This is a genomic window from Pseudonocardia sp. EV170527-09, from assembly GCF_008369905.1.
Lineage (GTDB): Bacteria > Actinomycetota > Actinomycetes > Mycobacteriales > Pseudonocardiaceae > Pseudonocardia.
In genome coordinates this window covers 1-26,969 of sequence record NZ_VRMC01000035.1, presented here as the reverse complement: position 1 = coordinate 26,969, position 26,969 = coordinate 1, and the positions used below count along the sequence as shown (strand labels likewise).

Genomic DNA, 26,969 nt, shown 5'->3' with positions numbered 1-26,969 from the left:
GGCCCTTCGGCTCGGGTGACGTAGGCTCCCCCGTGTGCCTATTGCCGTGACGGGGTCGATCGCCTCCGACAATCTCATGCACTTTCCCGGGAAGTTCTCCGAGCAGATCCTCGCCGAGCAGCTCGACCGGATCTCGGTCAGCTTCCTGGTCGACGACCTGACGATCCGCCGGGGCGGCGTGGCCGGCAACATCGCCTTCGCCCTCGGTGTGCTCGGCCAGAACCCGGTGCTGATCGGCGCCGTCGGCGCCGACTTCGCCGAGTACCGGAAGGTCCTCGACGACCTGGGCGTCGACTCCTCCGGGGTGCACACCCACGACGACGTCCACACCGCCCGCTTCGTCTGCACCACCGACGACGACATGCGGCAGATCGCGTCCTTCTACACCGGCGCCATGGCCAAGTCGAAGGAGATCGAGCTCGCCCCGATCGCCGAGCGCGTCGGCGGGTTCGACCTGGTGCTCATCGGCGCCAGCGACCCCGACGCGATGCTGCGCCACACCGACGAGTGCCGGGAGAAGGGCTACCCCTTCCTCGCCGACCCGTCCCAGCAGCTGGCCCGCATGGAGGGTCCCGAGGTGAAGCGCCTCATCGAGGGCGCCACCTACCTGGTGACCAACGACTACGAGTTCGAGCTGCTGCTCAAGAAGACCGGCTGGACCGCCGAGGAGATCGGCGCCAAGGTCGGCACCCGGATCACCACCTTCGGCGAGCGGGGGGCGCTGATCGTCGAGGCCGACGGCACCGAGACCCGGATCGACGTCGTCCCGCCGACCGAGCTGGTCGACCCGACCGGTGTCGGTGACGCCTGGCGCGCCGGGTTCCTCACCGCGCTCGGCGCCGGGCTGTCGCTGGAGCGCTCGGCCCAGCTGGGCGCGCTCATCGCGACCTACGTCCTGGAGTCCGACGGCCCGCAGGAGTGGACCTGGGACCGCGACGCCGCCCTCGTCCGGCTGCGCGACGCGTTCGGTGACGCCGCCGCCGACGAGATCCGGGCCGTCCTGCCCGGCTGACCCCGCCGTAGCCGAACGGGCCGGCACCCCCCGAGGGGGTGCCGGCCCGTCGTCGTGCGGGGACCGCTCAGATCTTGACCGGGTAGGTCGGGGTCGGGACCTCGGGAACGATCCGCTTCTCGACGAAGATCCCGTGCCACAGCAGGAAGACCAGCACCGCCCAGATCCGGCGGGAGTGGTCGACCGGGCCCTCGCGGTGCGCGTCGAGCATGCGGTGCACGGCCTGCAGGTCGATCAGGTGCCCGGCGCCCGAGTTCTGCAGGATGTCGCGCGCCCAGGCGTACATCTCGTCGCGCAGCCAGTGTCGGATCGGCACCGGGAAGCCCAGCTTCGGCCGGTTCAGCACGTGCGGCGGGATGATGCCCTCGCAGGCCCGGCGCAGCGCGTACTTCGTGGTCCCGTTCGAGCCGTGGGTGATCTTCTGCGACTGCGGCAGCGACGAGGCGATGTCGAAGACCTCGGGGTCGAGGAACGGCACCCGCAGCTCCAGCGAGTGCGCCATCGTCATCTTGTCGGCCTTGACCAGGATGTCGCCACGCAGCCAGGTGAACAGGTCCACGTGCTGCATCCGGGCGACCGGGTCCCAGTCGTGGCTGGCGAAGTAGTGCGGCGCCGTCACGTCCTGGTGCGACACCCGCGGGTCGTAGCCGCGCAGGACCTCGTGGAGCTGGTCGTCGCGGAAGATGCGGGCGTTGCCGTAGTAGCGCTGCTCCATCGACAGCGACCCGCGGCGCAGCAGGTCCTTGCCCCGCATGCCCTCGGGCATCTTGCGGGAGGCCCGGCGCATGAGCGGCTTGAGCGTGCCGGGGACCTTCTCGAACGGCGACAGCGACAGCGGCTCGCGGTAGATCGAGTAGCCGCCGAACAGCTCGTCGGCGCCCTCGCCGGACAGGACGACCTTGACGTGCTGGCGGGCCTCGCGGGCGATGAACCACAGCGGGGCCAGCGCCGGGTCGGCGACCGGGTCGTCGAGGTACCAGATGATGAGCGGCAGGGCCTCCATCATCTCGTCCGGCTTGACGGTGCGGACGACGTGCCGCACGCCGATCGCCGCGGCGGACTCGGCGGCCACGTCGACCTCGGAGTAGCCCTCGCGCTCGAACCCGGTGGTGAAGGTGATCAGGTTCGGGTTGTGCTCCTTGGCCAGCGCCGCGATCGCGGTGGAGTCGATCCCGCCGGACAGGAACGCGCCGACGGTGACGTCGGCCCGCATGTGCTTGGCGACCGAGTCGCGCAGCACGTCGGCGATCTCGCCGTGCACGATCGCCTCCGCCTCGGCGCTGGCCGGGGCGTGGCTGGGCAGCGAGATGAACTTCGGCGCGAAGTACCGCTGGTGCAGCGGCTCCTCGCCGGGGCGCACGGTGACGTGCGTGCCGGACTCGACGCGCGAGATCATCCGGTGCAGCGACATCGGCTCGGGCACGTACTGCAGGGTCAGGTAGTGCTGCAGCGCGGCCGGCTCCAGGTCGAGCCCGATCTCGAGCTCACCGGCCAGGGAGAGCAGCGACTTCTTCTCGCTGGCGAACGCGGTGCCGACCGGGGTGGTGGCCAGGAACAGCGGCTTGATGCCGAACGGGTCGCGGGCCAGGAACAGCTCGCGCTCCACGACGTCCCAGATGGCGAAGGCGAACATGCCGCGCAGGCGCTGGACGGCGTCGGGGCCCCAGTAGTGGAACGCAGCGACGATGACCTCGCCGTCGCCGTCGGTGGCGAAGGCCGCGTCGTAGGTCTCGATCAGCTCCTCACGGAGCTCGAGGTAGTTGTAGATCTCGCCGTTGAAGACGATCGTGTAGCGGGTGTCCTCTCCCGGCACCGGCCCCCAGTGCAGGGGTTGGTGGGAATGGTCCACGTCGATGATCGACAACCGGTTGAACCCCAGGACGAGGTCGTGGTCGTTCCACGTCTCGCTCTCGTCGGGTCCCCGGTGCCGCGCACAGCGCAGCCCGTCGGCGATCGGGTCGACCCGGGTCGCGGCGTCCGCCCCGGCGGTCAGCAATCCCAGCAGTCCGCACACATCGGTCAGTATGCCGAGTCAGCCGGACGGGTCTCGCGCGCCCCGGTGCGAAACGGTCTTCCCGCTGAGAGACTGCCGGTTTCCCCTGCGGTGGTGACGACGTTCACGCGCCGGCCGGGAACCCCCGGGGGGCGCGGCCCGACCGGGGTTCGTCTAGGCTCTACGCGAGGTCGAAGACGGTGCTCCATACGGGTGGCACAAGATCCCCTTCGGCCGCGGTGTCGTGACGGCGGAGCAAGGAAGAACGTGCTGGCAGTGCGGCGTACGCAGGAGACGACAGGAAGGCGGCGTGCAGTGGCCCGAACCGAAGGCCGCTCCCGGATCGCCCGGGCGGCGAAGGTGGCCGTGGTCGGCCTGCTGGCGGCGCCGGCTCTGGCCGGTTGCTCGGTCCAGGAGGTCATCCGGTTCGGGTGGCCCGAGGGGGTGACCCCCGAAGCCGAGTCGATGCGTCACCTGTGGACCTGGTCCGCGATCGCGGCGCTGATCGTCGGTGTCATCACCTGGGGCGCGATGTTCTGGGCGATGATCCTGCACCGCAAGCGCAAGGACGACGACGGCTCGCTGCCGCGCCAGACGCAGTACAACCTGCCGGTCGAGCTCGTCTTCACCGCCATCCCGACCGTCATCGTCGCCGTGCTCTTCGGCTTCACGGTGAACGTGCAGAACTTCGTCGACAAGGAGAACCCGACCGCGGGTGGCCCGGCCGACCTGCGGGTCGACATCGTCGGGTTCCAGTGGAACTGGGAGTTCTCCTACCCCGACGAGGCCGGCCCGGGCGGACGCCCGGTGAGCACGCTGGGCACGAGCGACACGATCCCGATCATGGTCCTCCCGACCGACCGGTCGATCCAGTTCACGCAGCGCTCGCCCGACGTCATCCACTCGTTCTACGTGCCGGAGTTCCTCTTCAAGCGCGACGTCTTCCCGTTCCCGGAGCGGAACGAGCAGGACAACACCTACATCATCGACCGGATCGACCGTGAGGGTGCGTTCGTCGGCCGCTGCGCCGAGCTGTGCGGCACCTACCACTCGCAGATGAACTTCGAGGTGCGTGCCCTGGAGCCCGCGCTGTTCGACCGGTACATCCAGCTCCGCAAGGAGATCAACCCGCAGACCGGGCAGGCCTACTCGACCGGTGAGGCGCTGCAGGCGCTGAACTGCGGCGAGTGGTGCGCGCCGGAGGCGATCAGCACGCAGCCGTTCTCGACCGACCGCGGCCAGCTCGCCGCGCAGGTCACGGGCTGAGGGAGGACGCGCACCCATGAAGATCGAGTCCCGGCTCTTCGAGATCGTCACCGGCTTCTTCATCCTGGCCGCGCTGGCGTACATGTTCATCGCCGGTGAGGTCGTCGGCGTGACCGCGCTGTGGCTGACCGCGGGGCTGTCGCTGATCGTCGGCACGTACTTCCGGTTCGTCTCGCGCCGCCTGGAGGAGCGTCCCGAGGACAACCCCGAGGCCGAGGTGTCCGACGGCGCCGGTGAGGTGGGCTTCTTCTCTCCCGGCAGCTACTGGCCCCTGGGTCTGGCCGCCGCGGCGGCGTTCGCCGCGCTGGGTGTGGCGTTCTGGTACGCCTGGATGATCGTCGTCGGCATGACGCTGGTGCTGATCGCCGTCGGCGGGCTGGTGTTCGAGTACCACCGGGGCCCCGCCGCCCACTGATCCACCGCACCGCACGCACGGCCCCGCCCGGGATTCCGGGGCGGGGCCGTTCGTCGTTGCCGGGGCCTCAGCTCGTCGGCTGTGCCGTGGTGGTCCTGGTGTAGTGCCGCTCGATGTCCTCGACGAGCGTGGGTCCCTCCGGCCGCCACCCGAGCAGCGCCCGGGTCCGGTCGCTGAGGGCGACGACGTCGAGTGCGGCGAAGGCGCCCAGGTGGCCGAAGTGCTCCGGCTGCACCTCCTGCACCGGCACGTCGAGCCCGCGGCCGATCGCGCCGGCGATCTCGCGCATCGGCACACCCTGCTCGCCCGCGGCGTGCAGCACCGTCCCGGCCGGGGCGGACTCGCAGGCCAGCCGGAACAGCCGCGCCGCGTCGGTGACGTGCACGGCGGGCCAGTGGTTGCTCCCGTCGCCGACCTGGCCGCTGATCCCGGTCCGGCGTGCGGTCTCGACGAGCACGGACACGAACCCGGTGTCGCCCGCGCCGTGCACGGTGGGGGCGAGCCGCACGCTCGCCGAGCGCACGTCCGCCGAGGCGAGGGCCAGGACGTCCCGCTCGGTGACCATGCGGTGCGCCGCCGGGCTGTCGGCGGCGGGCGGGTCGTCCTCGGTGACGGGCGTGCCGGAGTGGTGTCCGGCCAGTCCGGAGGCGATGACGAGCGGACGGCCGGTGCCCTTCAGCGGTGCGGCGAGTGCGCCGACGGCCGCCCGGTCCGCGGCGACCGCGGCGGGGAAGTCGCCACCGAAGGCCAGGTCGTGCTTGAAGGCGAGGTGGACGACGCCGTCGACCTGCGCGGCCGTGGCGGACAGCAGGTCGAGGTCGTCCAGGTCGCCCCGGACGACCTCGGCTCCCGCGGAGTCGAGAGCGGCCGAGCCGGCGTCGGACCGGGCGAGCCCGACGACGCGGTGGCCCGCCCCGAGGAGCTCGGGGACGAGGGCGGAGCCGATCCAGCCGGTCGCCCCGGTGACGAGGATGCGCATGAGGTGCCTCCGTGAGGGATACGACCAGGTGATGTCACCTGGTGTCGTTACCGTACACCGGGATGACACGAGGTGTCATCCCGTAGGCTGCGCGCATGGGCAGATGGGAGCCGGACGCCGCCGGGCGGCTGCGTGGAGCGGCCCTGGACCTGTTCGAGGAGCACGGTTTCGACGGCACGACGGTGGAGGACATCGCGTCCCGGGCCGGGGTCACCAAGCGGACGTTCTTCCGGCACTACCCCGACAAGCGGGAGGTGCTGTTCGGCGGGGACTCGGGGCAGTCGTTCGTCGGCCTGTTCGCCGCGGGGTTGGCCGCCGTGGGCCCGGACGTGCCGCCCGAGCGTGCGCTGGGCACCGCGCTGGAGCGCGCGGCCGACGCGTTCGATCCAGGGTGGGAGTTCGCGCGGCGCCGGCAGGGGGTGCTCATGGCGAACGTCTCGCTGCGCGAGCGGGAGTTGGTGAAGATGGAGGCGGTCACGCGGGTGCTCGCCGAGGGACTGCGCGACCGTGGCGTGAGCGAGCCGGGTGCGACCGTCGCGGCCGAGGCGGGCGTCGCGGTGTTCCGCACCGCGTTCACCCGCTGGGTCTCCGCCCCCGTGCCGGGTGACCTCGTGGCGGAGATCAGAGTGGTGTCCGCGGCACTGCGCCAGGTGCTCGCCGGCGGATGACCGGCGGCCCGGACGGGCCGGACCGCCAGGGAACGGTCACCCGCGGGCGGCGCGGCCCAGGGCGTCGCGCGCGATGATCACCTGCTGGATCTGGCTGGTGCCCTCGTAGATCCGGAAGAGCCGGGCGTCGCGGTAGAACCGTTCGACCGCGACCCCGCGCATGTAACCCGCCCCGCCGTGCACCTGGACGGCGCGGTCGGCGACCCGGCCCACCATCTCCGAGCAGAAGTACTTCGCGGCGGCGGGCCCGGAGACCATGTCGGTGCCGTCGTCGAAGCTGCGAGCGGCGTCGAGGACCAGGCCGCGGCCGGCACGCGCGTCGGTCACCGAGTCCGCGACCAGACCCTGGACCAGCTGGAACCGTGCGATCGGCTTGCCGCCCTGCTCGCGGGTCCTGGCGAACTCGACGGTCTCGTGGACCAGGCGGTCGGCCATCCCGACGCAGACGGCGGCGATGTGCAGCCGGCCGTGGGCCAGGCACTTGGCGGCGACGAGGAAGCCCTTGTCGATGCCGTCCTCGCCACCGACCACGTTCTCGAACGGGACGCGGACGTCGTCGAGGTGCACGTCGGCGGTCCACGCGCCGAACTGGCCCATCTTGTGATCCTTCGGCCCGACGGAGAGACCGGGGGTGCCCTTCGGGACGAGGAAGGTCGAGATACCGCGGTTGCCGGGGGCGTCCGGGTCGGTCCGCGCGAACACCATGATCACGTCGGCGACGGGGGAGTTGGTGATGTAGCGCTTGGAGCCGTTGAGGACCCAGCCGTCGCCGTCGCGGACGGCCCTGGTGGTGAGCGAGGACGGGTCGGAGCCCGCGTCGGCCTCGGTCAGCCCGAACGAGGCGGTGACCTCACCGGACGCCAGCCGGGGCAGCCACTGCTTCTTCTGCTCCTCGGTGCCGCCCTCCAGCAGCACGTGCCCGGCGATGCCGTTGTTGGTGCCGAACAGCGAACGCAGCGCGGGTGTCGTCCAGCCGAGCTCGAACGCGAGCCGGACCTCCTGCGATGCGGTCAGCCCGAGCCCGCCGTACTGCTCGGGGATGGTGAAACCGTAGAGACCCATCTCCTTGCACTGGGCGACGATGCGCTCGGGGACGGCGTCCTCGGCGTCGATCCGCTCCTCCTGCGGCACCACCTCGGTGCGGATGAAGTCACGGACGGAGTCCAGGACGTCGGTGAGGTCGGCGGGGTCCACGGGCACACCTTCTCGCGTCGTCGCGTCTGTTACCGAGTGGTAGCTCACCATGTCGCCCCCGCCCCACGCGACCCCGGCGCGGCGTTCGTCACCGCCTATCCTGCGCAGGGACGACCGGCAGGGCGAGGAGGTGGACCGCGATGGCGGAGAACCAGGCCATCCGGCCGCGGCCGGACCCCGACGAGCCGGGCGGCAGCCACCTGGACCCGCACCTGGTCCGTGCGCTGGAGGGCTGGGGCAACGGCGCGCTGCGCGAGTACCTGCTGCGCGACGGCGGCCTGCACCTGCCGCACCCGCCGGGCTGGCCGTCGACGTGGCCGGGACGCACCCGGCTCGGCGCGCAGATGGCCTACCTGCTGGCCGGGCTGCCGCTGGCGGTCGTCAGCGGGGTGGTGGTGCTGGTCGGGCTGGTGCTGGGGGCGAGCACGTTCGTCATCTGGATCGGACTGCCCATCACCGTCGGTCTGCTGGCCGCGGCGCGCGGGTTCGCCGAGCTGGAGCGCCGGGCCACCGAGGGCGCGACCGGCGGTCCGCTCCCGCCGCACCACTACCGGCCCAACCGCGGGCGCTCACTGATGGGACGGCTGTTCCGGGCGCTGGCCGACCCCCAGAGCTGGCGCGACGTGGCCCACGCGGTCGCCGCCCTGCCGGTCCGGATCCTGACCGCGACGGTCGCGCTGGTGTGGGCGGTCACCGGGCTCGGCGGGCTGTTCTACGTGTTCTGGCAGTGGTCGTTGCCGCGCGGGCCGGAGAACTGGACGCTGTTCGGCTCCATCACCGGCATCGACTCCACCCTCGGCGACGTCGCGCTCAACACCGGGCTCGGGGTTCTGCTGCTCGTGACCCTGCCGACGGTCGTGCGGTGGCTGACCGACATGCGCGCACTGCTGGCCCGCGGCCTGCTCACCAACCAGACGGCCGCGCTGCGGGCCCGCGCGCTGGCACTGGCCGCCGGGCGGCGGGCGGCCGTCGCGGCCGAGGCGCAGACCCTGCGCCGGCTCGAACGCGACATCCACGACGGGCCGCAGCAGCGGCTGGTGCGGCTCGGCATGGACCTGGAGTCCGCCGTCCGGCGCCTCGACGACGATCCCGAGCGCGCCCGCCCGCTGCTGCACGAGGCACTGGAACAGAGTCGTGAGGCGCTCTCGGAGCTGCGCGCGCTGTCCCGGGGCATCGCGCCACCGATCCTCGCCGACCGCGGGCTCGGCCCGGCGCTGCGGGCCGCCGCGGGGCGCTGCCCGGTCCCGGTCGACCTCGACGTCGGCCTCGACGACGGTGCCCGCCTGCCCGCCCTGGTCGAGAACACCGCGTACTTCGTGGTGACCGAGGCGCTCACCAACATCGCCAAGCACGCCGGCGCGACCGCGGTGACGGTCACGGTGACCGTCGACGAGACGCTGCTGCGGGTCAGCGTGCGCGACGACGGCCGCGGCGGCGCCCACCCGGGCAAGGGCCACGGCCTGGCCGGGCTCGCCGACCGGCTGGAGATCGTCGAGGGACGCCTGGAGGTCGACAGCCCGCCCGGTGGCCCGACCGTCCTGACCGCGGAGGTCCCGGTCGCCGGCCTCGGCGACGCGTGACCCAGGATGGGTCCATGACGATGCGGGTGGTGCTCGCCGAGGACTCGGTGCTGCTGCGCGAGGGCCTGGTACGGCTGCTGGAGGAGGCGGACGCGACGGTGCTCGCCGCCGTCGGGGACGGCACCGCGCTGGTCGCGGCGGTGGAGGAGCACCAGCCCGAGGTGGCCGTCGTGGACGTCCGGATGCCGCCGTCGTTCACCGACGAGGGGTTGCGGGCCGCGCTGGAGATCCGCCGGAGGTTCCCGTCGGTGGGGATCCTCGTGTTGTCCCAGTACGTCGAGGAGTCCTACGCCACCGACCTGCTGGAGGCCGGTGGCGGGGTCGGCTACCTGCTCAAGGACCGCGTCTCCAAGCTCGCCGACCTGTCCGACGCGCTCGGCAGGGTCGCCGCGGGCGGCACCGTGCTGGACCCGGAGGTCGTCTCCGCGCTGCTCACCAAGCGCCGCCGGCGTGACCCGCTGGCCGAGCTGTCCCCGCGCGAGCGCGAGGTGCTGGAGCTCATGGCCCAGGGCCGCACCAACATCGCGATCGGACGGCTCATGGTGATCACCCAGGGCGCGGTGGAGAAGCACATCTCCTCGATCTTCACCAAGCTCGGGCTGCCGCCGTCCTCGGACGACCACCGCCGCGTGATGGCGGTGCTCGCCTGGATGGAGGGTTAGACCGACCGCAGGTCGAGCTCCAGCTCGGCCGGGCCGTCGTCGCCGACGGTCACCGGGATGCCCCAGTCCTGCTGGTAGCGGTGGCAGGCGGCGAACCCGTCCGACGGGTCGTCGCAGGCCGCCGCGGTCACCGCGACCTGCAGCACCCCGGTGCCGACGGCCGGGTCCAGACGCAGCTCGCGGGTCAGCCCGGTCGCGGTGCCGCCGCCGCCCTGCAGCAGCGACGGCGGGTCGGTGACCACGGTCAGCGACGTCGGGTCGCCGTACCGGTCGTCGAGGTGCTGGCCGGTGGGCGGGGTGAACCCGATCCGCAGCGTCACGTCCGGAGCGAGCGTCGTCGGGGTCCGCCGGACGACGTGGGCGTCGCCGGCCACGAGCGATCCGGCCGGGACGGGCAGACGCACCAGCCGGTGCGCCGCGGACTCGACGACGACCAGCGTCTCGCCGTCGACGAGCAGGTCCGACGGTTCGGCGAGCCCCTCGGCCAGCGTCGAGACCCGGTTCGTGGCCGGGTCGAACCGGCGCACGGCACCGTTGTAGGTGTCGGCGACGGCGACCGAGCCGTCGGGCAGCACGCTCACCCCGAGCGGGTGCTGCAGCAGCGCCTGCGCGGCCGGTCCGTCGCGGTGCCCGAACTCGAACAGCCCCTGCCCGACGGCCGTCGCGACCGCGGCCCCGGGGCCGTCCCCGATCCGGCGCAGCGCGGAGATCTCGGAGTCGGCGACCCACAGCGTCCCGTCGGGGCCCACCGCGAGCCCGGAGGGCTGGGCGAAGAACGCCTCGTCGAACGCCCCGTCGCGCAGCCCCTCGGTGGTGGTGCCGGCCAGCACCCGGGCCTCGCCGGTGGCCGGGTCGAGGGTCCACAGCTGGTGGGGGCCCGCCATGGCGACGACGACCGTGCCGCCCCACCACGCGAGGTCCCACGGCGAGGACAGCAGCGTCGACGTGGCGCCCACCGCGACCCGCTCGCGCAGCTGCTCACCGGTCCCGGCCAGGGTGGACACGGTGCCGTCGGCCAGGTCGACCCGCCGGACCGCGTGGTTGACGGTGTCGGCGACCAGGACGGCGTCGCCGGAGGGGAGGACCAGCAGCCCCTGCGGCTCGGAGAACCGCGCCGCCGACGCCGCGCCGTCGGCGAACCCGCGCTCCCCGGCCCCGATCCGCCGCACCTCGGTCTCCAGGTCGCCCGCCAGCTCGACGAGCTGGTGGTGGGCGGTGTCGGACACGAGGAACGTGCCGCCGGGCAGCGCGACGACCGAGCCGGGGAAGCGCAGCGCGGTGTCCGGCGCGGGCGGCGGGACGTACGGGTCGTCCCCGCGGCGCAGCCGGTCGCCGTGCGTGGCGACCAGCTCCCGGACCAGCGCGGCCAGGCCGGGGCCGTGGTCCTCGCCCGCCATCCGGGCGACGACGAACCCGTCCGGGTCGATGACGGCCAGGGTCGGCCAGGCGCGGGCGGCGTAGGCGTCCCAGGTGGTGAGCTCGGGATCGTCGAGGACGGGGTGGGTGACGTCGTAGCGCTCCACGGCGGCCTCGACGGCGGCCGGGTCCGCCTCGTGCACGAACTTCGGCGAGTGCACCCCGATGATCGTCAGGACGTCGCCGAACTCGGCCTCCAGGGGCCGCAGCTCGTCGAGCGCGTGCAAGCAGTTGACGCAGCAGAAGGTCCAGAAGTCGAGCACCACGATGCGCCCGCGCAGCCCGGCGAGGGTCACGTCCGCGCCCCCGGTGTTCAGCCAACGCCGCCCGCGCAGCTCGGGCGCCCGCACCTTCATCCGTTCACCGACCGTCACACCAGCCCCAACGACCGATCGGCGCGCGGGTGTTCCCCGACGGCGCCACACTTGTCGTCATGCCGGAGCTGCCCGAGGTGGAGAACGCACGCACCGTCCTCGCCGAGGCCGTCGGCCGGACGATCACCGACGTCGACGACCGCGACGAGTGGGTCTGCCGCCCCCACCGGCCCGGCGACATCGCCTCGGCGCTGAAGGGCGGACGGTTGACCCGGGCGAACCGGATCGGCAAGACCCTCTGGTGCGACACCGAGACCGCGGACGGCGACGCGGGCCCCGCGCTGGGCGTGCACCTCGGGATGGGTGGGCGGATCGTCGTCACGAACTCGGGGCACGAGCGCATCGGCGGCGGACCGGCCCGCCCCGACCGGCAGCCGCGCAAGGCCGAGTGGGACCGGTTCACCCTGACCTTCGACGACGGCGGGCAGCTCCAGCTGTTCGACAAGCGCCGTCTCGGCCGGGTCCGGCTCGACCCCGACCTGTCCGGTCTCGGCCCCGACGCCGAGGGCATCGACCCCGCCGAGTTCCGTGAACGACTGCTGCGCGGCACGTCGGCGGTGAAGGCCCGGCTGCTCGACCAGTCCGTGCTGGCCGGCGTCGGGAACCTGCTGGCCGACGAGACACTGTGGCAGGCGAGGATCTCGCCGAAGGTCCCGGTCCGCGACCTGACCCGCGCCGACCTGGACCGGCTGCACCGCAACCTCGGCCGCGCGCTGGAGCGGGCCATCGCCCACGGCGGCGTCCACACCGGTGAGGTCGTCGAGCACCGGCGTCCGGGCGGGCACTGCCCGCGCTGCGGGACGGAGATGGTGCACGGGACCGTCGGCGGGCGGTCGACCTGGTGGTGCCCGCGGGAGCAGGTCTGAACCCGGGTGGAGCGACCGCACGTGCCCGCCCCGTCCGCGCGGCCGGACGTGACATCGGCGAACTCGCTCACCGGGTACGCGAATCCCGCGGTTCCACCCTCCCGGGAGCCGTGCACAATCACACCATGCCGGACGCGTCCGACACCGCTCTGCTGTACGTCGACCGCGGCCTCGTGCGCGCCGACGACACCGCACCCGACCCCGGGGTCCAGCGCCGTGCCCACACCCTGGCCCGGACCGCCCGCGGGCTCCGGTGGGCGGTCCCCGCGCTGCTGCTCGTCGTGCTGGTGCTCGCGTTCACCCCGGTGGCGGGCGCGGCGTTCTGGGCGACGGCGGTCGTCGTGCTGGTCGCGGCCGTGGCCGCGGTGCTGCTGCTGACCCGCTCCGCCGCCGTCGCCCAGGCCACGGCGGGACTCCCGGTGCCGATCGAGATCACCGGGAAGGTCGCGACCGCGACGCGTGCCGTGCTCGCGATGACCGGTGCGCTGCGCACGCACCGGAAGGCCGCGGGCACCGCCGAGGGGGTCGCGCTGCTGCGGCAGTGGACGACGGCGACGGAGGCACTGCGCGCGGCGTGGCTGCGCGAGGACATCGGTGCCTGGCACGACCACGCCCGCACCCTCGCCGCGGCGGGGGAGCGGGCCACGCGCGTCACCGGCGCCCTGACCGGCGCCGGGACACCGGACGGTGACCCCGGAGCCTGACCGGCGCCGAGCCGGGTCAGGCCGCGGCGATGTCGCGTCGCCGGGTCCGCCGGGTGAGCACCAGCGACAGCACCGTCACCACGGTGAACGCGAGCGCCGCCCCGAGCGTCCATCCGGCGAGCACGTCGGACAGCCAGTGCACACCCAGGTAGATGCGGGTGAACCCGACGGCTCCGGCCCACAGCACCGCGAACGCGGTGAGCAGCACCCGGCCGCGCGGGCGCAGCACCGGCCACAGCACGAGCACCAGCGCCGTCCAGGCGGCGGCCACCATCGTCGCGTGTCCGGACGGCAGGGACTCGTTCGCGATGAAGGTGACCTGCAGGTCCGCCGGTGGGCGGGCCCGGTCGAGCAGCTGCTTGATCACCGTGAACACCACGCTCGCGACGAGCGGCACCGCGGCCAGGCACAGCCCCTCGGCGGCCCGGCCACGCAGGGCGAGCACGGCCGCGCCGGCCAGGGCGACCGCGGTGCTGCCGACGGTGTTCCCGAGCTCGGTGACCACCAGCGCCACCACCGTGACCCCCGGGATCCGGTCCGCGGCGAGTCCGATCGCGGTCTCGGTGTCACCGCTCTGCAGCACCCCCGTCGCTGCCAGGGCGATCAGCACCCCGGCGAGCACGAGCAGGGCCGCAGCGACCGGACCGGTGACGCTGGCCCGCAGCGGGGCCGACCGTGGATCGTTCACCGGGCGATTCTCGCCCGGCGGGACGGGGCCCCGCCGGGCGAGGGGTCTCAGCTACCGCGCCAGGAGCGGTAGCGACCGATCAGCGCGGCGGTGGAGGCGTCGAGACCGGACTCGCCGGCGTCCGGCGGGTCCGCGCCGTAGAGCGCGGGCCCGAACTGCTTGGCCATGACCTTGCCGAGCTCGACCCCCCACTGGTCGAAGGAGTCGATGCCCCAGATCGTGCCCTCGACGAAGGTGACGTGCTCGTAGAAGGCGATGATCTGCCCCAGCACCGCCGGGGTCAGCTTCTCGGCCAGGATCGTCGACGACGGCCGGTTGCCCGGCATCACCTTGTGCGGCACGACGTCGGACGGGGTGCCCTCGGCCTCGATCTCCGCGGCGGTCTTGCCGAACGCCAGCGCCGCGGACTGGGCGAACAGGTTCGCCATGAACAGGTCGTGGGAGTCGGCCGCGTCCTCGCCGGGCAGGTCGTGGTGCGGGCGGGCGAAGCCGATGAAGTCGCACGGCACGAGCCGGGTGCCCTGGTGCAGCAGCTGGTAGAAGGCGTGCTGGCCGTTGGTGCCCGGCTCGCCCCAGAAGATCTCACCGGTGGTGGTGGTGACCGGGGTGCCGTCACCGCGCACCGACTTGCCGTTGGACTCCATGGTGAGCTGCTGCAGGTAGGCGGGCAGCCGGTGCAGGTACTGCGAGTACGGCAGCACCGCGCGGGTGTCGGCGCCGAAGAAGTTCGAGTACCAGACGCCGAGCAGTCCGGAGATCACCGGCAGGTTCTGCTCGAGCGGGGTGTGGCGGAAGTGTTCGTCCATGGCGTGCATGCCGGCGAGGAACTCAGCGAAGTGCTCGCGGCCGATCGCGCACATCAGCGACAGGCCGATCGCCGAGTCCACCGAGTAGCGCCCGCCCACCCAGTCCCAGAACCCGAACATGTTGTCGGTGGAGATGCCGAACTCCGCCACCTTCTCGGCGTTCGTGGAGACCGCGGCGAAGTGCTTCGCGACCGCTCCGGTGTCGTCCGTCCCGAGCCCGGACAGCAGCCAGGACCGCGCGTTGCGGGCGTTGGTGAGCGTCTCCTGGGTGGTGAACGTCTTCGACGAGACGACGAACAGGGTCGTCGCCGGGTCGAGGTCGCGGGTCTTCTCGTACAGGTCGGTCGGGTCGATGTTGGACACGAACCGGCACTCGAGGTCGCGCTGTGCGTAGTCCCGCAGCGCCTCGTAGGCCATGACCGGGCCCAGGTCGGAGCCACCGATGCCGATGTTGACCACGGTGCGGATCCGCTGCCCGGTGAACCCGGTCCACGCCCCGGAGCGGACGGCGTCGGTGAACTCGCCCATCCGGTCCAGCACGGCGTGCACGTCGGCGACGACGTCCTGGCCGTCGACGGTGAGCGACGCGTCCCGCGGCAGCCGCAGGGCCGTGTGCAGGACCGCCCGGTCCTCGGAGGTGTTCACGTGCTCACCGGTGAACATCGCCTCGATGCGCGCGGGCAGCCCGGCCGCGCGCGCCAGGTCCGTCAGCAGACCGACGGTGTCGCGGGTGATGCGGTGCTTGGAGAAGTCGAGCACCAGGTCGGCGCCGGTGGCGGTGAGGGCGGCGGCGCGGTCGGGGTCGTCGTCGAACAGCGACCGCAGGTGTCGGGGCTCGACCTCCGCCGCGTGCTCGGTCAGCGCCGTCCATTCCGTGGTCGCCGTGATGTCGTGGCTGTTCGTGTCGGACACGCGGCCATCATGGCGCAGCACCCCGGCGCGAGCGCGCCGGCACGAGCCGGGGCGCGTCGCTGGGCCGCTCGGGCGAACCGCCCGTCGTACGCGACGGTTCGCGGGACGAGCGGCACGTCCGGAACGCCGGGTTGCACGACGTGGCGACCGTCGGTGACCCCCTGGGGAGTGGTCGTCGAACCACTGCGACATTCGGGTTATGGCCGCCCGGAAGGTGCGACCCTCCGTGCTCGTGACCTGCGGTGATGTGCCCGTGAGGCGACCGCTCGTCCGGTCGTGCCGCGTGACGCACCGGCCGCAGCGCTCCCCGGTCGGGTGACCGGCCGTTCGGTGCGCCTCGTCGCGCCGTGCGGCCATTTCGTTGCGCAGAGTTGCTGAACCCGGCGGAGTAGCACGTTCGTGCGCTTAGGGTCTTGTGCATTCCGTGGTGACGAGCTCACCCGCGGTGACCAACTCGCTCCTGGAGGAACCGTGTACCGCTCCCTGACCGGAACCCCGCGCGACGTCGCGCTGCTCGTCGCCCGTCTGCTGCTGGCCTACATCATGGTCATGCACTCGTGGAAGAAGATCGACGCCGGTCTGTTCGACACCGCCGCCGTGTTCGCGAAGTTCGGCATCCCGCTGGCCATCGGCGCGGCGTCGTTCACGATCGTGGTCGAGCTCGTGTTCTCGCTCTCGGTCGCCCTCGGTGTCCGCATGGTCGTGCCCGGTGCACTGATGACCTTCGTGATGGCCGGCGCGATCTGGTTCGTCCACGGCAAGAACGGCCTGTTCATGGCCGACAACGGCTGGGCGCTGGTCGGCACGATCATCTGCGCCACGCTGATCTTCATGTCCAGCGGCCCGGGCCGGTTCAGCGTCGACGAGCTCCTGGCCCGCCAGTCGGCCCGCCGCATGGAGCAGACCCAGGCGATCCCGCGCCAGACCGTCTCGGTCTGACCCGTACCTCCCGGCCCGCCCGCGCGCCCCGGAGCCGGGCGGGCCGGTGATCCTCCTACCGGCCCGGCCGGCGAGCGCGACCACGGCCCGCACCCCGACGCCACGGGGTGCGGGCCGCATCCGTGTCCGGCGCTAACCTCCGCGGGTGAGCCAGGAGCCGACGACCGAGAAGCGGGCCCTGCCCCGGCTGACCGCGGTCCGGTACGTGACCCCGCTGCGCGAGGGCGGGTCGCTGCCCGGACTGATGGAGGCCGACGACCTCGGCACCTATGCGGTGAAGTTCACCGGCGCCGGGCAGGGCCGTCCGGTGCTGGTCAACGAGATCGTCTCCGGGGAGCTCGCCCGCGCGCTGGGCCTGCCCGTCCCGCGGATCGCGACGATCGTCGTCGACGGGACGCTCGGGCGCACCGAGCCCGACGAGGAGGTCCAGGAGCTGCTCCGGAACTCCGACGGCCTCAACCTCGCCGTCGACTTCCTGCCGGGGGCGCTCGACCTGGACCCGGTCGCGTTCGACGTCGGGCCCGGGTTCGCCGGTCGGGTGCTCTGGTTCGACGCGCTCGTCGGGAACGTCGACCGCTCCTGGCGCAACTCGAACATGCTGCTCTGGCACCGCAGGCCCTACCTGATCGACCACGGCGCGACGCTCACCTTCGCCCACGACTGGTCGGCCGCGTCGCGGTTCGCCCACCGTCCGTTCGACGCCGGCGACCACGTGCTCCTCGGTGCGCACCCCGACCTCGACGCCGCCGACGCCGCACTCGCCCCACAGGTCACCCCGGCCCTGCTCGACGAGGTGCTGGCGCTCGTCCCCGACGAGTGGATCGCCGACGTCGACGGAGTCGGCGGTCCCGACGCCGTCCGTGCCGCCTACGCCGAGGCCCTGCTGGCCCGGGTCGCGGCACGCGGGGACTGGTTGCCGGGCGTCGCCGCGACGGTGGCCGCGGGCAGACCCCGGCCGGTCGACCGGGCGCCCCGCCGTCCACCGTGGCTGCGGATCGGTGGCGTCGGCGGCGGGGAGGGCCGGTGAGCGACCTCGTCCCCTACGAGTACGCGCTGCTGCGGGTCGTGCCGCGGGTGGAACGCGGGGAGTCGATGAACGCCGGGGTGCTGCTGCACTGCCGGGCCCGCGACGTCCTCGCGGTGCGCGTCCACCTCGACCGTGCCCGGCTGGCCGCGCTCGACCCGGCCGCCGACGCCGACGCCGTCGACGAGCTGCTGGCGACCGTGGCCGCGGTCGCCGCGGTACCCGAGCCGCCGCGGTCGGACCGGCACGCCACCGGCGCGCTGGCCGCCCGCGGCCCCGGCGCGGGGGAGGACATCGGACGCCGCTTCCGGCGCCTCACCACCGCCCGCAGCACCATCGTGTGCCCCGGCCCGGTGCACACCGGGCTCACCGCGGACCCGGCCGCGGAGGCCGATCGGCTGCTGGCCCGGCTCGTCCTACCACCGTCCTAGGAGCGGGTGCCCCGGCCGGTGCCGGGGAACGCAGGACCGTGCCGCCGGTGCCGCCGGTCGCGTTGTCCCGCCCCGGAGGACGTGCCGCTGTTCTCCGTCCGGGGGCTGGTCGGCACGGGGGCGATCATGTTGCATCGGGGGATGACCGACGCACACGACGGGGTGGACCCGGTCGCCCTGACCCGCTGGCTGGCAGCCGAGGTGCCGCAGGTCGAGCTCGGCGACGGCCCGGTGGCCGTGGAGCGGATCTCCGGCGGACACTCCAACCTCACCTTCCGGATCACCGACGCCCGCGGCACGCCGTACGCACTGCGCCGCCCACCGACCGGGGGTGTGCTCGCCACCGCGCACGACATGGGCCGGGAGTGGCGCTTCCTGACCGCGCTGGCCGGCACCGCGGTCCCGGTGCCGGAGCCGGTCGCCCTCTGCACGGACATCGCGGTGCTCGGCGCCGGCTTCTACCTGATGGGCTGGGTCGACGGTGTCGTCCCGGGGGACCGCGCCGCGGGCGAGGCCGTCCCCGAACCGGAACGGCGGGCCTGCGGTCTCGACACCGCCGAGGTGCTCGCCGCACTGCACTCCGTCGACCCCGCCGAGGTGGGGCTCGCCGACCTGGCGCGGCCCGGCCGCTACCTGGAGCGGCAGCTGCGCCGCTGGCACCGGCAGGCGCACGCCGGCGCGTTCACCGACCTCGCCGCGCTCGACGCCGCACACGCCGCGCTGGTCGAGGCGATGCCGCCGGAGCCGTCCGACGGTCCGCGGATCGCGCACGGCGACTACCGGCCGGGCAACCTGTCGTTCCGCGGCGGCCGGATCACCGGCGTCTTCGACTGGGAGCTGGCGGCCCTGGGGGAACCGCTGGCCGACCTCGGGTGGCTGCTGGCGTCCTGGGAGCGTCCCGGCGACACCCTGCCCGCGATCACCAGCGGCCCGACCGCGGCGCCCGGCTGGCCCGACCGTGACCTCGTCGCCGCCCGCTACGCCGCCCGCTCCGGGCGGGCGCTGGACCAGCTGCCGTACTGGGTGGCGTTCGCGCACTGGCGCTGCGCCTGCATCGGGGCCGGGGTCTGGACGCGGTACGCCCAGGGCAACATGGGCTCGGGCGCCGAGTCGGGGGAGGCCCTGGAACGCCGTGGCGAGCGGGTGGTCGCCGACGCGGAGGCCGCACTCGCCGCGTTGCAGCGGGGGCGGACGGGGCGTCGTCGCGGGGCGTAGTCTGCTGCCCACCACAGGTGATCACCCGGCGCGGGTGCTCACCGCCGCGCGGCGCCGCACCGACGCCGCGCACGGCCCGTCCGCGACCGGGGGAGTACGACGATGTCCGAGGCCGACGACCGCACCCGAGAGATGAGCCGGGAGACCGCCCGGCCGCGTCCCCGCAGCGGGGTGAACCCTGGCCGGCTGTGGGCCGGCGGTGTGGCGACGGCGGTGACCGCCGCGCTGATCGCCCTGGTGGGGCTGCTGATCCTGCAGGTCCTGCTGCAGATCCCGTACCTGGCCCCGGCCGTCTCCGAGCCGCTCGACGGGTGGGCCGCGGCGCAGAGCCTCGCGATCTGGGCGGCGGTCGCCGGTCTCGCGGCCACCGGTCTCGCGCACCTGCTGCTGGTCGCGGTGCCGAGCCCGATGTCCTACTTCGGCTGGATCGCCGGGCTGCTCACCGCGCTGGCCGCGGTGTCCCCGCTGATCCTCACCGAGCAGCCCTGGACGGTCCGCATCGCCACCGCGGTGATCCACCTCGTCATCGGGATGTCGATCATCAGCCTGGTGACGACGACGGTCACCAGCGCCACCAACCGGGCCTGAGCTCAGGCATCGACGGGGACCCGGGCGTCGCCCAGGCGGACCGGCAGCGTCCGGTAGCCGCGCAGCACCCGGGTCCCGCGCAGCTCGGCGGGGCCGTCGGCACGCAGGTCGGGGTAGCGGTCGAACAGCGCCCGGAGCCCGACCTCGCCCTCCATCTTCGCCAGTGCCGCACCCAGGCAGTAGTGGATGCCCTGGCTGAACGCGACGTGGCGGTCGGCCCCCTCGCGCCCGACGTCGAAGCGGCCCGGGTCGGCGAACACCTCCGGGTCCCGGTTCGCACCGCCGAGGTGGGTGACCACCAGCGCGCCCCGCTCGACCGGGAACCCGCACACCTCGGTGGCGCGGGCGGCGACGCGCGCGGTCCGCTGGACGGGGGAGTCGTAGCGCAGGATCTCGTCGACGGCGTTCGGCCACAGCGCCGGATCGGCCTGCAGCCGGGCGAGCTCGTCGGGGTGGGTCAGCAGCAGGCGGGTGCCGTTGCCGATCAGGTTGACCGTCGTCTCGAACCCCGCGGCGAGCAGCAGCATCGCCAGCGACAGCAGCTCGTCGTGGGTGAGCCGGCCCTCCTCCTCGTCGTAGGTGGCGACCAGGGAGGACAGGATGGAGTCGTTGGGCTCGCGGCGCAGCCGCTCGAAGTGCCCGGCCATCCAGTCGGTGAGCGCGTCGATGTCGCGCTCGGACCGGCGGAACTTCGCGTAGTCCAGACCCATGTCCAGGGAGTAGGCCCCGCCGGCGCCCCACTCGAGGAACTTCTCCCGCATCTCCACCGGGGCACCGAGCATCTCGGTGATGACCGTGGCCGGCAGCAGCGAGGCGTAGCCGGAGATGACGTCGGTGCGCCGGTCGGCGCCGGCCCGGGCCTCGAGGTCCGCGAGCAGCTGCGCCGCGATCTCCTCGGTGCGTCCGCGCAGCGACGAGATCGCCTTGGCGCTGAACGAGCGGGTGACCAGCTTCCGGATCCGGTTGTGGTCCGGCGGGTCGATCGACAGCAGCGACGGCGGTTCGGCCGGCCCGAGCGGCCAGGTCCCGCCCGCGGCGAGCAGCGCGCGCAGCAGGCCCGGCGCGTTCTCCGGCATGCGCATGCCCACGCAGAAGTCGGGGCTGCGCAGCACCTCGGTGGTGATCTCGTGGTCGACCGTGGTCCAGGTCAGCGCCGAGCGCACCATCCGGCCCTGACCACGGATCTGCTCGTAGGCCGGGTACGGGTCCCGGACCACCTCCGGGCTGATGATCATGTGGGCGCCCAGGTCGCCCTTGCCCGCCTGGCGGGTCACCTCCTGGCGCATCGCCCCATGGCGCAGCACCCACCGGATCCACCGTCGTACGCCTCGCGATGCCGCCATGCCGGCCTCCCCGCCTCGTCGTCGAGCTCGAATCCGAAGCTACCAGCAGTAAGTTACCGCGGGTAGGCGCGTTTCGCCGCCCCGGCGGGGGGTGGCCCCGGGGTCACCGGGTACCAATGACGGGTGACCGCCGTCGGGGAGCCGCGCCTGCTCGCGGTCAGTGACCTGCATGTGCGGTACGCGGAGAACGGTGACATCGCCGCGGGGCTGCGCCCGGCGCACCCGGGCGACTGGCTGATCGTCGCTGGTGACGTCGACGAACGGATCGAGAGCGTCATCGCGACGCTCGCCGCGCTGCGCGACCGCTTCGCCCGGGTGCTGTGGACACCGGGCAACCACGAGCTCTGGACCCGTGCCAAGAACGTCCGGGCCGACTCGGTCGAGCGGCTCTCCGGTGTCGCCCGCTACGACGAGCTGGTCCGCCGCTGCCGGGAGATCGGGGTGCTGACCCCGGAGGACGCGTGGCCGGTGTGGGACGGGCCGGGCGGGCCGGTCGTCGTCGCGTCGCTGTTCGTGCCCTACGACTACTCGTTCCTGCCCGCCGGCACCTCGACCCCGGAGGAGGGGTTGGTCGCGGCCCACGCCGCGGGTGTCGTCTGCACCGACGAGTACCTGCTCCACCCGGACCCGTACGCGACCCGGGCGGAGTGGTCCGCGGCCCGGGTGACCGCCACCGCCGCCCGTCTCGACGCGCTCGACCCGGACCTGCCGACCGTCCTGGTGAACCACTGGCCGCTGGTCCGCGAGCCCTGCGACGTCCTGTGGTACCCGGAGTTCGCGCTCTGGTGCGGGACGACGGCGACGGCGGACTGGCACCGCCGCTACCGGGCCCGGGCGGTCGTGCACGGTCACCTGCACATCCCGCGCACGGTCACCGTCGACGGCGTGCCGTTCGTCGAGGTGTCGCTGGGCTACCCGCGGGAGTGGCGACGCCATTCCGAACGGATCGGCGGGCACTTCCCTGACCAGTTGCCGCGCACGGTGTTGCCTGCATCATAGTTAGGCAAGGCTTACCTTGCTATAGCCTCGGGGTCCGTCGACACCCGAGGAGAACGATGACTGCGCTGCGCGTCGCCGTGATCGGTGCCGGTCCGGCCGCCGTCTACACCGCCGACACCCTGCTGAAGTCCGACGCCGACGTCACCGTGGACCTGTTCGAGAAGCTGCCCGCACCGTTCGGACTGGTCCGCTACGGCGTCGCCCCGGACCACCCGCGGATCAAGCAGATCGTGCACGCCCTGCACCGTGTGCTGGACCGCCCCGGTGTGCGGCTGTTCGGCAACGTCCACGTCGGGACCGACATCACCCTGTCCGACCTGCGCGAGCACTACGACGCGGTCGTCGCGGCCACCGGCTGCGAGCGGGACCGGGACCTCGACGTCCCCGGGATCGACCTGCCGGGCAGCCACGGTGCCGCCAGCTTCGTGCAATGGTACGACGGCCACCCCGACGTGCCCCGGGACTGGACGCTCGACGCGTCGTCGGTCGCGGTGATCGGTGCCGGGAACGTGGCCCTGGACGTCGCCCGGATCCTGGCGAGCACCGCCGAGGACCTGGCGAGCACCGAGATCCCGGACTCGGTCCACGCCGGGCTCTCCCGCAACCCGGCCACCGACGTGCACGTGTTCGCCCGTCGCGGGATCGCGCACGCCCGGTTCAGCCCGATGGAGCTGCGCGAGCTCGACCACGTCCCGGGTGTCGAGGTGATCGTCGATCCGGCCGACGTCGAGTTCGACGACGTCGCTGCCGCCGAGGTCCGCTCCGCCAAGCACGTCGAGATGGTGGTGCGGACCCTGCAGGGGTGGGCGCTGCGCGACCGGCGCGGCGACCCGCGCCGGGTGCACCTGCACTTCCTCTCGCGCCCCGAGCGGATCCTCGGCGCCGACCGCGTCGAGGGCATCCGGATCGAGCGCACCGAGTACACCGGCCACGGCGACGTCCGCGACACCGGCCAGTTCACCGATTTCCCGGTCGGTGCGGTCTACCGGGCGATCGGCTACACCGGCTCGCACCTGGCCGATCTGCCGTTCGACCACGAGCACGGCGTGCTGCCGCACCGCAAGGGGCGGGTGCACGACATCGACGGCCAGGAGCTGCCCGGCGTCTACGCCGTCGGCTGGATCAAGCGCGGACCGGTCGGGCTGATCGGGCACACCAAGGGCTGCGCGTCGGAGACCGTCGCGAGCCTTCTCTCCGACGCCCCGCAGCTGCCGCGGGCGCCCCGCCGCGATCCGGCGGAGGTCGAGGCGCTGCTGGAGCGCCGGGGCGTGGCGTACACGACCTGGAGCGGCTGGCTCGCGCTCGACAAGCACGAGCGCAGCCTCGGCGAGGCGCGCGGCCGCGAGCGGACGAAGGTCGTGCCGCGCGAGGACATGGTGGAGATCAGCAGGACGGGATGACCCTCCGGCCCACGACGCCGGATGCCGGGGTGGGTGGTCGCGGAGCTCCGCGGCCGCCCACCCGATCACTCCCGCGGGTCCCGCCGCGCGGGCAGTGCCCGCGGGGGCCTGCGGCCGACCGGTTCGCGCCGTCCGCGCTCCCGGGGCGGGACGAGCAGCCACCACAGCACCCACACCCCCGGGCCGCTGGCCAGCAGGATCGTGGTGGCCAGCCACCCGTCGCGCCACAGGGCGCCGGCGACGAGCCAGCCCGCGATCCACACCACCATCGCGACGAGCCGGATCCGGATGCGACGACCGTGCTCGACCGCCAGCGGCTCGGTCAGGTCGGTGACGACCTGGACCCGTTCGCGACGGCGGCGCATGCCGGCGACGCTACGCGGGGTCAGCCGCGCGTGCGTTCCCCGAAGCGGCGACGGAACTTCTCGACCTGGCCGGCGGCGTCGAGCACCCGCGCGTTGCCCGTCCAGAACGGGTGCGACGCCGAGGTCGTGTCCACCTTGATCAGGGGATAGGTGTTCCCGTCCGACCACTCGACGGTCTCGCGCGAGGTCTCGGTCGACCGGGTCAGGAACTCGTCGCCGGTGGACGTGTCGCGGTAGACGACCGGGCCGTACGGGGGGTGGATGCCGGGCTTCACGGTGTTCCTCCTGCGTCGCGGGTGTTACCGTCATAGTAATCGACAATGATTACTGTTCGCAGGAAGGGGTGCCGGTGGACGGGTTCACGGTGGTCCGGTGCGGGGCCTGCGCCCACGCGCCGTCGGGATTCGACGAGGACGCGCACGGCACCGTCGCCGCCCTGCCCGGCATCGACGAGGTGCTGGTGGAGGGCCTGCGCGCGGTGGTGCAGGACAGCGCCCACGGGGTGCTCGTGACCACCGGGTGCCGGCTCGGGCCGGGCGTCTGCGCGATGCGCCGGCCCGGTCTGATGCTGCTGGTGCAGGCCTGCGACGCGACCCGCACCCGCCCCGAGTCGCCGGTGGTCGCGGTCGGCCCGGTCCGCAGCACCGACGACGTCCGCGCGGTGACCCGCTGGCTCCAGGACGGCGCGCCCGACCCGCAGGCGCTGCCCGCACGGCTGCGCTGCGCGATCACCCCGGAGACGGCCCGGGGCTAGTCCCTGCCTCCCCGAGAGGCCGGGCCCACCGCTCCGTCTTGCAAGGAACCTTGCCGATCGGCAACCTGGCGGTGTGGACGACACCGGACGCGACGTGCTCGCCGGGGTGGGCCCGCGGCTGCGGGACCTGCGCCGTCGCCGCGGCGTCACCCTCGACCAGCTCGCCGCGGAGACCTCCTTGACCGCGAGCACGCTGTCCCGGCTGGAGACCGGGAAGCTGCGGCCGACACTGGAGCAGCTGCTGCCCCTGGCCCGGGCCCACGGGGTCCCGCTCGACGACCTGGTGCAGGCACCACCGACCGGCGACCCCCGCATCCACCTGCGCCCGGTGCGTCACCGCGGGCTGGTGTTCGTCCCGCTGACCCGGCGCGGTGGTGGGGTCCAGGCCTTCAAGGTGATCTACCCTCCGGCGGCGGCGTCCGCGACGACCGCCCTGCAGACCCACGAGGGCTACGAGTGGTTCTACGTCCTCGACGGCCGGGTGCGGCTGGTCCTCGACGACACCGAGCACCTCCTCGATCCTGGCGAGGTCGTCGAGTTCGACACCGGCACACCGCACTGGATCGGCAGCGCCGACGACCGGCCCGCCGAGACGCTCGCGCTGTTCAGCCTGCAGAGCGAGCACGCACACCTCAGCCACGGCGCAGCGGGTCCGGGCCGCCACTGAGCCCGGTCCGCCCACTTTCTCCCTCGCGCGGCCGGGTCGCGGTCGGGCAGGGTCGGGGTGTGAGCACCCTGCGCCGGGACCCGATGCCGTTGCGCGGCCGGACCGCGCTCGTGACCGGCGGTGGCCGTCGCGGCGGGATCGGGCACGCGACCGCCTGCCGGCTCGCCGCGTACGGCGCGGCCGTGGTCGTGCACCACTTCGCCCCGCACGACGCGGCGCAGCCGTGGGGCGCCGACGACGTCGACGACGCGCTGGCCGAGGTGCGGACGCACGCGACGGCGCCCGTCGCCGGGGTGCACGCCGATCTCGCCGACCCGTCCGCGCCGCAGCGGCTGCTCGACACCGCCCGTGAGCTCGCCGGGCCGGTGGATCTGCTCGTCGCCAACCAGGCGCTCTCGGGGTCCGACGGCCCGCTGGGGGAGCTGTCCGTGGAGCTGGACCGGCACTGGGCGGTCGACGCGCGTGCCTCGATCCTGCTGGTCCAGGCGTGGGCGAACACGCACGACGACACCCGTCCCGGTGGCGCGGCCGTCCTGCTCACCTCGGGGCAGGCACGCGGGCCGATGCCCGGTGAGGTGGCCTACGCCGCGGCGAAGGCGGCCGTCGCGGGGATCACCCCGACCCTGGCCGACCAGCTCGCGGACCGGTGGCTGCGGGTCAACACGGTGAACCCGGGGCCGGTCGACACCGGCTACCTCGGCGCGGAGGCGTTCCGTGAGATGGCCCCGATGTTCCCGTTCGGCCGGTTCGGTGAGCCGGACGACCCGGCCCGGCTGATCGCCTGGCTGTGCACCGACGAGGCGGCCTGGATCACCGGACAGGTGATCGACTCCGAAGGTGGGTTCGCGCGGCACCGGAACGGGTGGCGGCCCTGGTGAGGTGGAGCGGACGACGGGATTCGAACCCGCGACCCTCACCTTGGCAAGGTGATGCGCTACCAGCTGCGCTACGTCCGCGTGCGCACCGTCACCGGTGCGTGCCCGACCACGATAGCCCACCCGGTCCCGGTCTCCGCTCCGCACCCCGGCGACGATCATTACCGCGCCCGGGGTTCGGGTACGCCGCTGTCATGAGCGGACGGTTGGACGGGACGACGGTGATCGTGACGGGAGCGTCGAGCGGCATCGGTGAGGCGACCGCACGGGCGCTGTCCGCCGAGGGCGCGACGGTGGCGCTGCTGGCCCGGCGCCGGGAGCGGCTCGAGGAGCTGGCGGACTCGCTGCCGGGGTCGTCGGTGCACCCGGTGGACGTCGCCGACGACGACGCGCTGCACGCCGCCGTGGCGGCCGTGGTCGAACAGCACGGCGGGCTGGACGTGCTGGTCAACAACGCCGGCGTCGGGGCCTGGGGCCCGGCGGCCGAGGCCGACGTCGCGGACTGGCGCAGGATGATCGACGTCAACCTCATGGGTGTGCTGTCGGCGACGCACGCGGCCCTGCCGCACCTGGCGACGGCAGCCGGTGGCCCGCGCGGCGTCGCCGACGTGGTGACGATCAGCTCGGCGGCCGGGCGGCGGGTCCCCTCCCCGCACAGCAACGTCTACGTGTGATGTCCAGGGAGGTTGGTCAGCCTGGTGACTGGTGGCTGGCCGCCGATGGCGGAGTGAGCGCGGTGGTGATTGTAGAAGTGCAGCCAGCCGGGTAGGGCGTCGTTGCGTTGGCGGGTCGACTCATAGAGTCGGGCGTAGGCCCAGCCGTCGGCCAGGGTCC

The 26,969-nt window shown here is 73.4% G+C and carries 29 protein-coding genes and 1 tRNA gene; 19 read left to right on the top strand and 11 right to left on the bottom strand.

The features are described from left to right. Positions 1–76: 76 nt before the first annotated feature. Positions 77–1,012, top strand: a complete 936-nt coding sequence (locus tag FVA95_RS13110; RefSeq protein ID WP_149664465.1) for a carbohydrate kinase family protein — start codon at positions 77–79, stop codon at positions 1,010–1,012. 67 nt (positions 1,013–1,079) lie between these two features. Here FVA95_RS13110 and asnB read toward each other — a convergent pair whose 3' ends face one another. Continuing rightward, entirely contained in the window at positions 1,080–3,026 is a 1,947-nt protein-coding gene (asnB, locus tag FVA95_RS13105) for an asparagine synthase (glutamine-hydrolyzing) (RefSeq protein WP_149664464.1), read from the bottom strand. Positions 3,027–3,320: 294 nt separating this feature from the next. Here asnB and FVA95_RS13100 point away from each other — a divergent pair, with 294 nt between their 5' ends. Together FVA95_RS13100 and FVA95_RS13095 are read left to right on the top strand one after the other, a co-directional pair. Further along, on the top strand, positions 3,321–4,271 hold the full coding sequence (locus FVA95_RS13100) for a cytochrome c oxidase subunit II (protein ID WP_020628302.1): 951 nt from the start codon (positions 3,321–3,323) through the stop codon (positions 4,269–4,271). Between the two features lie 16 nt (positions 4,272–4,287). Further along, positions 4,288–4,686 (top strand): cytochrome c oxidase subunit 4, encoded by a 399-nt coding sequence (locus tag FVA95_RS13095; RefSeq protein ID WP_020628301.1) that lies wholly within the window; start codon positions 4,288–4,290, stop codon positions 4,684–4,686. A gap of 67 nt (positions 4,687–4,753) precedes the next feature. Here the strand turns inward: FVA95_RS13095 and FVA95_RS13090 are convergent, their stop codons facing one another. Beyond that, entirely contained in the window at positions 4,754–5,665 is a 912-nt protein-coding gene (locus FVA95_RS13090; protein WP_149664463.1) for an SDR family oxidoreductase, read from the bottom strand. Positions 5,666–5,760: 95 nt separating this feature from the next. Here FVA95_RS13090 and FVA95_RS13085 point away from each other — a divergent pair, with 95 nt between their 5' ends. After that, positions 5,761–6,333, top strand: a complete 573-nt coding sequence (locus FVA95_RS13085) for a TetR family transcriptional regulator (protein WP_149664462.1) — start codon at positions 5,761–5,763, stop codon at positions 6,331–6,333. Between the two features lie 36 nt (positions 6,334–6,369). Here the strand turns inward: FVA95_RS13085 and FVA95_RS13080 are convergent, their stop codons facing one another. Continuing rightward, complete coding sequence (locus FVA95_RS13080) at positions 6,370–7,527, bottom strand: acyl-CoA dehydrogenase family protein (RefSeq protein WP_149664461.1); 1,158 nt, start codon at positions 7,525–7,527, stop codon at positions 6,370–6,372. Positions 7,528–7,667: 140 nt separating this feature from the next. Here FVA95_RS13080 and FVA95_RS13075 point away from each other — a divergent pair, with 140 nt between their 5' ends. Together FVA95_RS13075 and FVA95_RS13070 are read left to right on the top strand one after the other, a co-directional pair. Then, a complete protein-coding gene (locus FVA95_RS13075) occupies positions 7,668–9,107 on the top strand; it encodes a sensor histidine kinase (protein WP_149664460.1) in 1,440 nt (479 codons plus the stop codon). 20 nt (positions 9,108–9,127) lie between these two features. Next, the gene (locus tag FVA95_RS13070) at positions 9,128–9,769 is read left to right on the top strand and encodes a response regulator transcription factor (protein ID WP_043282742.1); all 642 of its coding nucleotides are present in this window, start codon (positions 9,128–9,130) and stop codon (positions 9,767–9,769) included. On the opposite strand, the gene FVA95_RS13065 is transcribed toward FVA95_RS13070, so the two are convergent. Next, positions 9,766–11,541, bottom strand: a complete 1,776-nt coding sequence (locus FVA95_RS13065) for an NHL domain-containing thioredoxin family protein (protein WP_149664459.1) — start codon at positions 11,539–11,541, stop codon at positions 9,766–9,768. The genes FVA95_RS13070 and FVA95_RS13065 overlap by 4 nt on opposite strands. 77 nt (positions 11,542–11,618) lie before the next feature. Here FVA95_RS13065 and FVA95_RS13060 point away from each other — a divergent pair, with 77 nt between their 5' ends. Together FVA95_RS13060 and FVA95_RS13055 are read left to right on the top strand one after the other, a co-directional pair. Next, entirely contained in the window at positions 11,619–12,425 is an 807-nt protein-coding gene (locus FVA95_RS13060; protein ID WP_149664458.1) for an Fpg/Nei family DNA glycosylase, read from the top strand. Between the two features lie 125 nt (positions 12,426–12,550). Then, positions 12,551–13,129 carry a hypothetical protein gene (locus tag FVA95_RS13055; protein WP_149664457.1) on the top strand — a complete coding sequence of 193 codons (579 nt, stop codon included), beginning with the start codon at positions 12,551–12,553 and terminating at the stop codon, positions 13,127–13,129. Between the two features lie 16 nt (positions 13,130–13,145). On the opposite strand, the gene FVA95_RS13050 is transcribed toward FVA95_RS13055, so the two are convergent. Both FVA95_RS13050 and pgi read right to left on the bottom strand, forming a co-directional pair. Next, on the bottom strand, positions 13,146–13,817 hold the full coding sequence (locus tag FVA95_RS13050; protein ID WP_161992296.1) for a phosphatase PAP2 family protein: 672 nt from the start codon (positions 13,815–13,817) through the stop codon (positions 13,146–13,148). A 47-nt stretch (positions 13,818–13,864) separates the two neighbouring features. Next, positions 13,865–15,535: a glucose-6-phosphate isomerase gene (gene pgi, locus FVA95_RS13045; RefSeq protein ID WP_149664455.1), complete on the bottom strand. Its 1,671-nt coding sequence runs from the start codon at positions 15,533–15,535 to the stop codon at positions 13,865–13,867. Between the two features lie 471 nt (positions 15,536–16,006). Here pgi and FVA95_RS13040 point away from each other — a divergent pair, with 471 nt between their 5' ends. From FVA95_RS13040 to FVA95_RS13020, 5 genes are all read left to right on the top strand, one after another. Then, a complete protein-coding gene (locus FVA95_RS13040) occupies positions 16,007–16,474 on the top strand; it encodes a DoxX family protein (protein ID WP_149664454.1) in 468 nt (155 codons plus the stop codon). Positions 16,475–16,619: 145 nt separating this feature from the next. Continuing rightward, positions 16,620–17,501 carry a HipA family kinase gene (locus FVA95_RS13035; protein ID WP_193564347.1) on the top strand — a complete coding sequence of 294 codons (882 nt, stop codon included), beginning with the start codon at positions 16,620–16,622 and terminating at the stop codon, positions 17,499–17,501. Further along, positions 17,498–17,929 (top strand): DUF3037 domain-containing protein, encoded by a 432-nt coding sequence (locus tag FVA95_RS13030; RefSeq protein WP_149664453.1) that lies wholly within the window; start codon positions 17,498–17,500, stop codon positions 17,927–17,929. The genes FVA95_RS13035 and FVA95_RS13030 overlap by 4 nt, the downstream gene beginning before the upstream one ends. A gap of 141 nt (positions 17,930–18,070) precedes the next feature. After that, entirely contained in the window at positions 18,071–19,144 is a 1,074-nt protein-coding gene (locus FVA95_RS13025; RefSeq protein WP_149664452.1) for a phosphotransferase family protein, read from the top strand. Positions 19,145–19,246: 102 nt separating this feature from the next. Beyond that, a complete protein-coding gene (locus FVA95_RS13020; protein WP_020624107.1) occupies positions 19,247–19,732 on the top strand; it encodes a DUF6069 family protein in 486 nt (161 codons plus the stop codon). Between the two features lie 2 nt (positions 19,733–19,734). On the opposite strand, the gene FVA95_RS13015 is transcribed toward FVA95_RS13020, so the two are convergent. Continuing rightward, positions 19,735–21,075: a cytochrome P450 gene (locus FVA95_RS13015; protein ID WP_240051452.1), complete on the bottom strand. Its 1,341-nt coding sequence runs from the start codon at positions 21,073–21,075 to the stop codon at positions 19,735–19,737. 123 nt (positions 21,076–21,198) lie between these two features. Between FVA95_RS13015 and FVA95_RS13010 the strand changes: the two genes are divergently transcribed. Continuing rightward, a complete protein-coding gene (locus FVA95_RS13010) occupies positions 21,199–22,074 on the top strand; it encodes a metallophosphoesterase (RefSeq protein WP_149664451.1) in 876 nt (291 codons plus the stop codon). Between the two features lie 56 nt (positions 22,075–22,130). Continuing rightward, positions 22,131–23,474 carry an FAD-dependent oxidoreductase gene (locus FVA95_RS13005; protein WP_193564346.1) on the top strand — a complete coding sequence of 448 codons (1,344 nt, stop codon included), beginning with the start codon at positions 22,131–22,133 and terminating at the stop codon, positions 23,472–23,474. A 65-nt stretch (positions 23,475–23,539) separates the two neighbouring features. Here the strand turns inward: FVA95_RS13005 and FVA95_RS13000 are convergent, their stop codons facing one another. Next, positions 23,540–23,839, bottom strand: a complete 300-nt coding sequence (locus FVA95_RS13000) for a hypothetical protein (protein ID WP_149664450.1) — start codon at positions 23,837–23,839, stop codon at positions 23,540–23,542. A gap of 20 nt (positions 23,840–23,859) precedes the next feature. Further along, complete coding sequence (locus FVA95_RS12995) at positions 23,860–24,114, bottom strand: type B 50S ribosomal protein L31 (RefSeq protein WP_020624102.1); 255 nt, start codon at positions 24,112–24,114, stop codon at positions 23,860–23,862. A 74-nt stretch (positions 24,115–24,188) separates the two neighbouring features. Here FVA95_RS12995 and FVA95_RS12990 point away from each other — a divergent pair, with 74 nt between their 5' ends. The 3 genes from FVA95_RS12990 to FVA95_RS12980 all read left to right on the top strand — a co-directional run bounded on the left by FVA95_RS12990 (position 24,189) and on the right by FVA95_RS12980 (position 26,138). Next, positions 24,189–24,593: a hypothetical protein gene (locus FVA95_RS12990; protein ID WP_149664449.1), complete on the top strand. Its 405-nt coding sequence runs from the start codon at positions 24,189–24,191 to the stop codon at positions 24,591–24,593. Positions 24,594–24,666: 73 nt separating this feature from the next. Then, entirely contained in the window at positions 24,667–25,260 is a 594-nt protein-coding gene (locus tag FVA95_RS12985) for a helix-turn-helix domain-containing protein (RefSeq protein ID WP_149664448.1), read from the top strand. A gap of 59 nt (positions 25,261–25,319) precedes the next feature. Further along, positions 25,320–26,138, top strand: a complete 819-nt coding sequence (locus tag FVA95_RS12980) for an SDR family oxidoreductase (protein ID WP_149664447.1) — start codon at positions 25,320–25,322, stop codon at positions 26,136–26,138. A 2-nt stretch (positions 26,139–26,140) separates the two neighbouring features. On the opposite strand, the gene FVA95_RS12975 is transcribed toward FVA95_RS12980, so the two are convergent. Further along, positions 26,141–26,216: transfer RNA gene (locus FVA95_RS12975), tRNA-Gly, on the bottom strand. A gap of 113 nt (positions 26,217–26,329) precedes the next feature. Between FVA95_RS12975 and FVA95_RS12970 the strand changes: the two genes are divergently transcribed. After that, positions 26,330–26,809, top strand: a complete 480-nt coding sequence (locus FVA95_RS12970) for an SDR family oxidoreductase (RefSeq protein WP_149664446.1) — start codon at positions 26,330–26,332, stop codon at positions 26,807–26,809. Here the strand turns inward: FVA95_RS12970 and FVA95_RS12965 are convergent. Continuing rightward, positions 26,800–26,969: integrase core domain-containing protein (locus FVA95_RS12965; protein WP_149662779.1), on the bottom strand; the 170-nt coding region annotated here is incomplete at its 5' end. The two genes, FVA95_RS12970 and FVA95_RS12965, sit on opposite strands and share 10 nt — an antisense overlap.

What these genes read in the sequence shown, in the direction of transcription:
- FVA95_RS13015 (WP_240051452.1), bottom strand. Translation starts at nt 21,075, where the DNA reads ATGGCGGCATCGCGAGGCGTACGACGGTGGATCCGGTGGGTGCTGCGC.
- FVA95_RS13095 (WP_020628301.1), top strand. Translation starts at nt 4,288, where the DNA reads ATGAAGATCGAGTCCCGGCTCTTCGAGATCGTCACCGGCTTCTTCATC.
- FVA95_RS13000 (WP_149664450.1), bottom strand. Translation starts at nt 23,839, where the DNA reads ATGCGCCGCCGTCGCGAACGGGTCCAGGTCGTCACCGACCTGACCGAG.
- FVA95_RS13005 (WP_193564346.1), top strand. Translation starts at nt 22,131, where the DNA reads ATGACTGCGCTGCGCGTCGCCGTGATCGGTGCCGGTCCGGCCGCCGTC.
- FVA95_RS13090 (WP_149664463.1), bottom strand. Translation starts at nt 5,665, where the DNA reads ATGCGCATCCTCGTCACCGGGGCGACCGGCTGGATCGGCTCCGCCCTC.
- FVA95_RS13075 (WP_149664460.1), top strand. Translation starts at nt 7,668, where the DNA reads ATGGCGGAGAACCAGGCCATCCGGCCGCGGCCGGACCCCGACGAGCCG.
- FVA95_RS13110 (WP_149664465.1), top strand. Translation starts at nt 77, where the DNA reads ATGCACTTTCCCGGGAAGTTCTCCGAGCAGATCCTCGCCGAGCAGCTC.
- FVA95_RS13055 (WP_149664457.1), top strand. Translation starts at nt 12,551, where the DNA reads ATGCCGGACGCGTCCGACACCGCTCTGCTGTACGTCGACCGCGGCCTC.
- FVA95_RS13070 (WP_043282742.1), top strand. Translation starts at nt 9,128, where the DNA reads ATGCGGGTGGTGCTCGCCGAGGACTCGGTGCTGCTGCGCGAGGGCCTG.
- FVA95_RS12970 (WP_149664446.1), top strand. Translation starts at nt 26,330, where the DNA reads ATGAGCGGACGGTTGGACGGGACGACGGTGATCGTGACGGGAGCGTCG.
- FVA95_RS13060 (WP_149664458.1), top strand. Translation starts at nt 11,619, where the DNA reads ATGCCGGAGCTGCCCGAGGTGGAGAACGCACGCACCGTCCTCGCCGAG.
- FVA95_RS13065 (WP_149664459.1), bottom strand. Translation starts at nt 11,541, where the DNA reads ATGAAGGTGCGGGCGCCCGAGCTGCGCGGGCGGCGTTGGCTGAACACC.
- FVA95_RS13085 (WP_149664462.1), top strand. Translation starts at nt 5,761, where the DNA reads ATGGGCAGATGGGAGCCGGACGCCGCCGGGCGGCTGCGTGGAGCGGCC.
- FVA95_RS13025 (WP_149664452.1), top strand. Translation starts at nt 18,071, where the DNA reads ATGACCGACGCACACGACGGGGTGGACCCGGTCGCCCTGACCCGCTGG.
- FVA95_RS13020 (WP_020624107.1), top strand. Translation starts at nt 19,247, where the DNA reads ATGTCCGAGGCCGACGACCGCACCCGAGAGATGAGCCGGGAGACCGCC.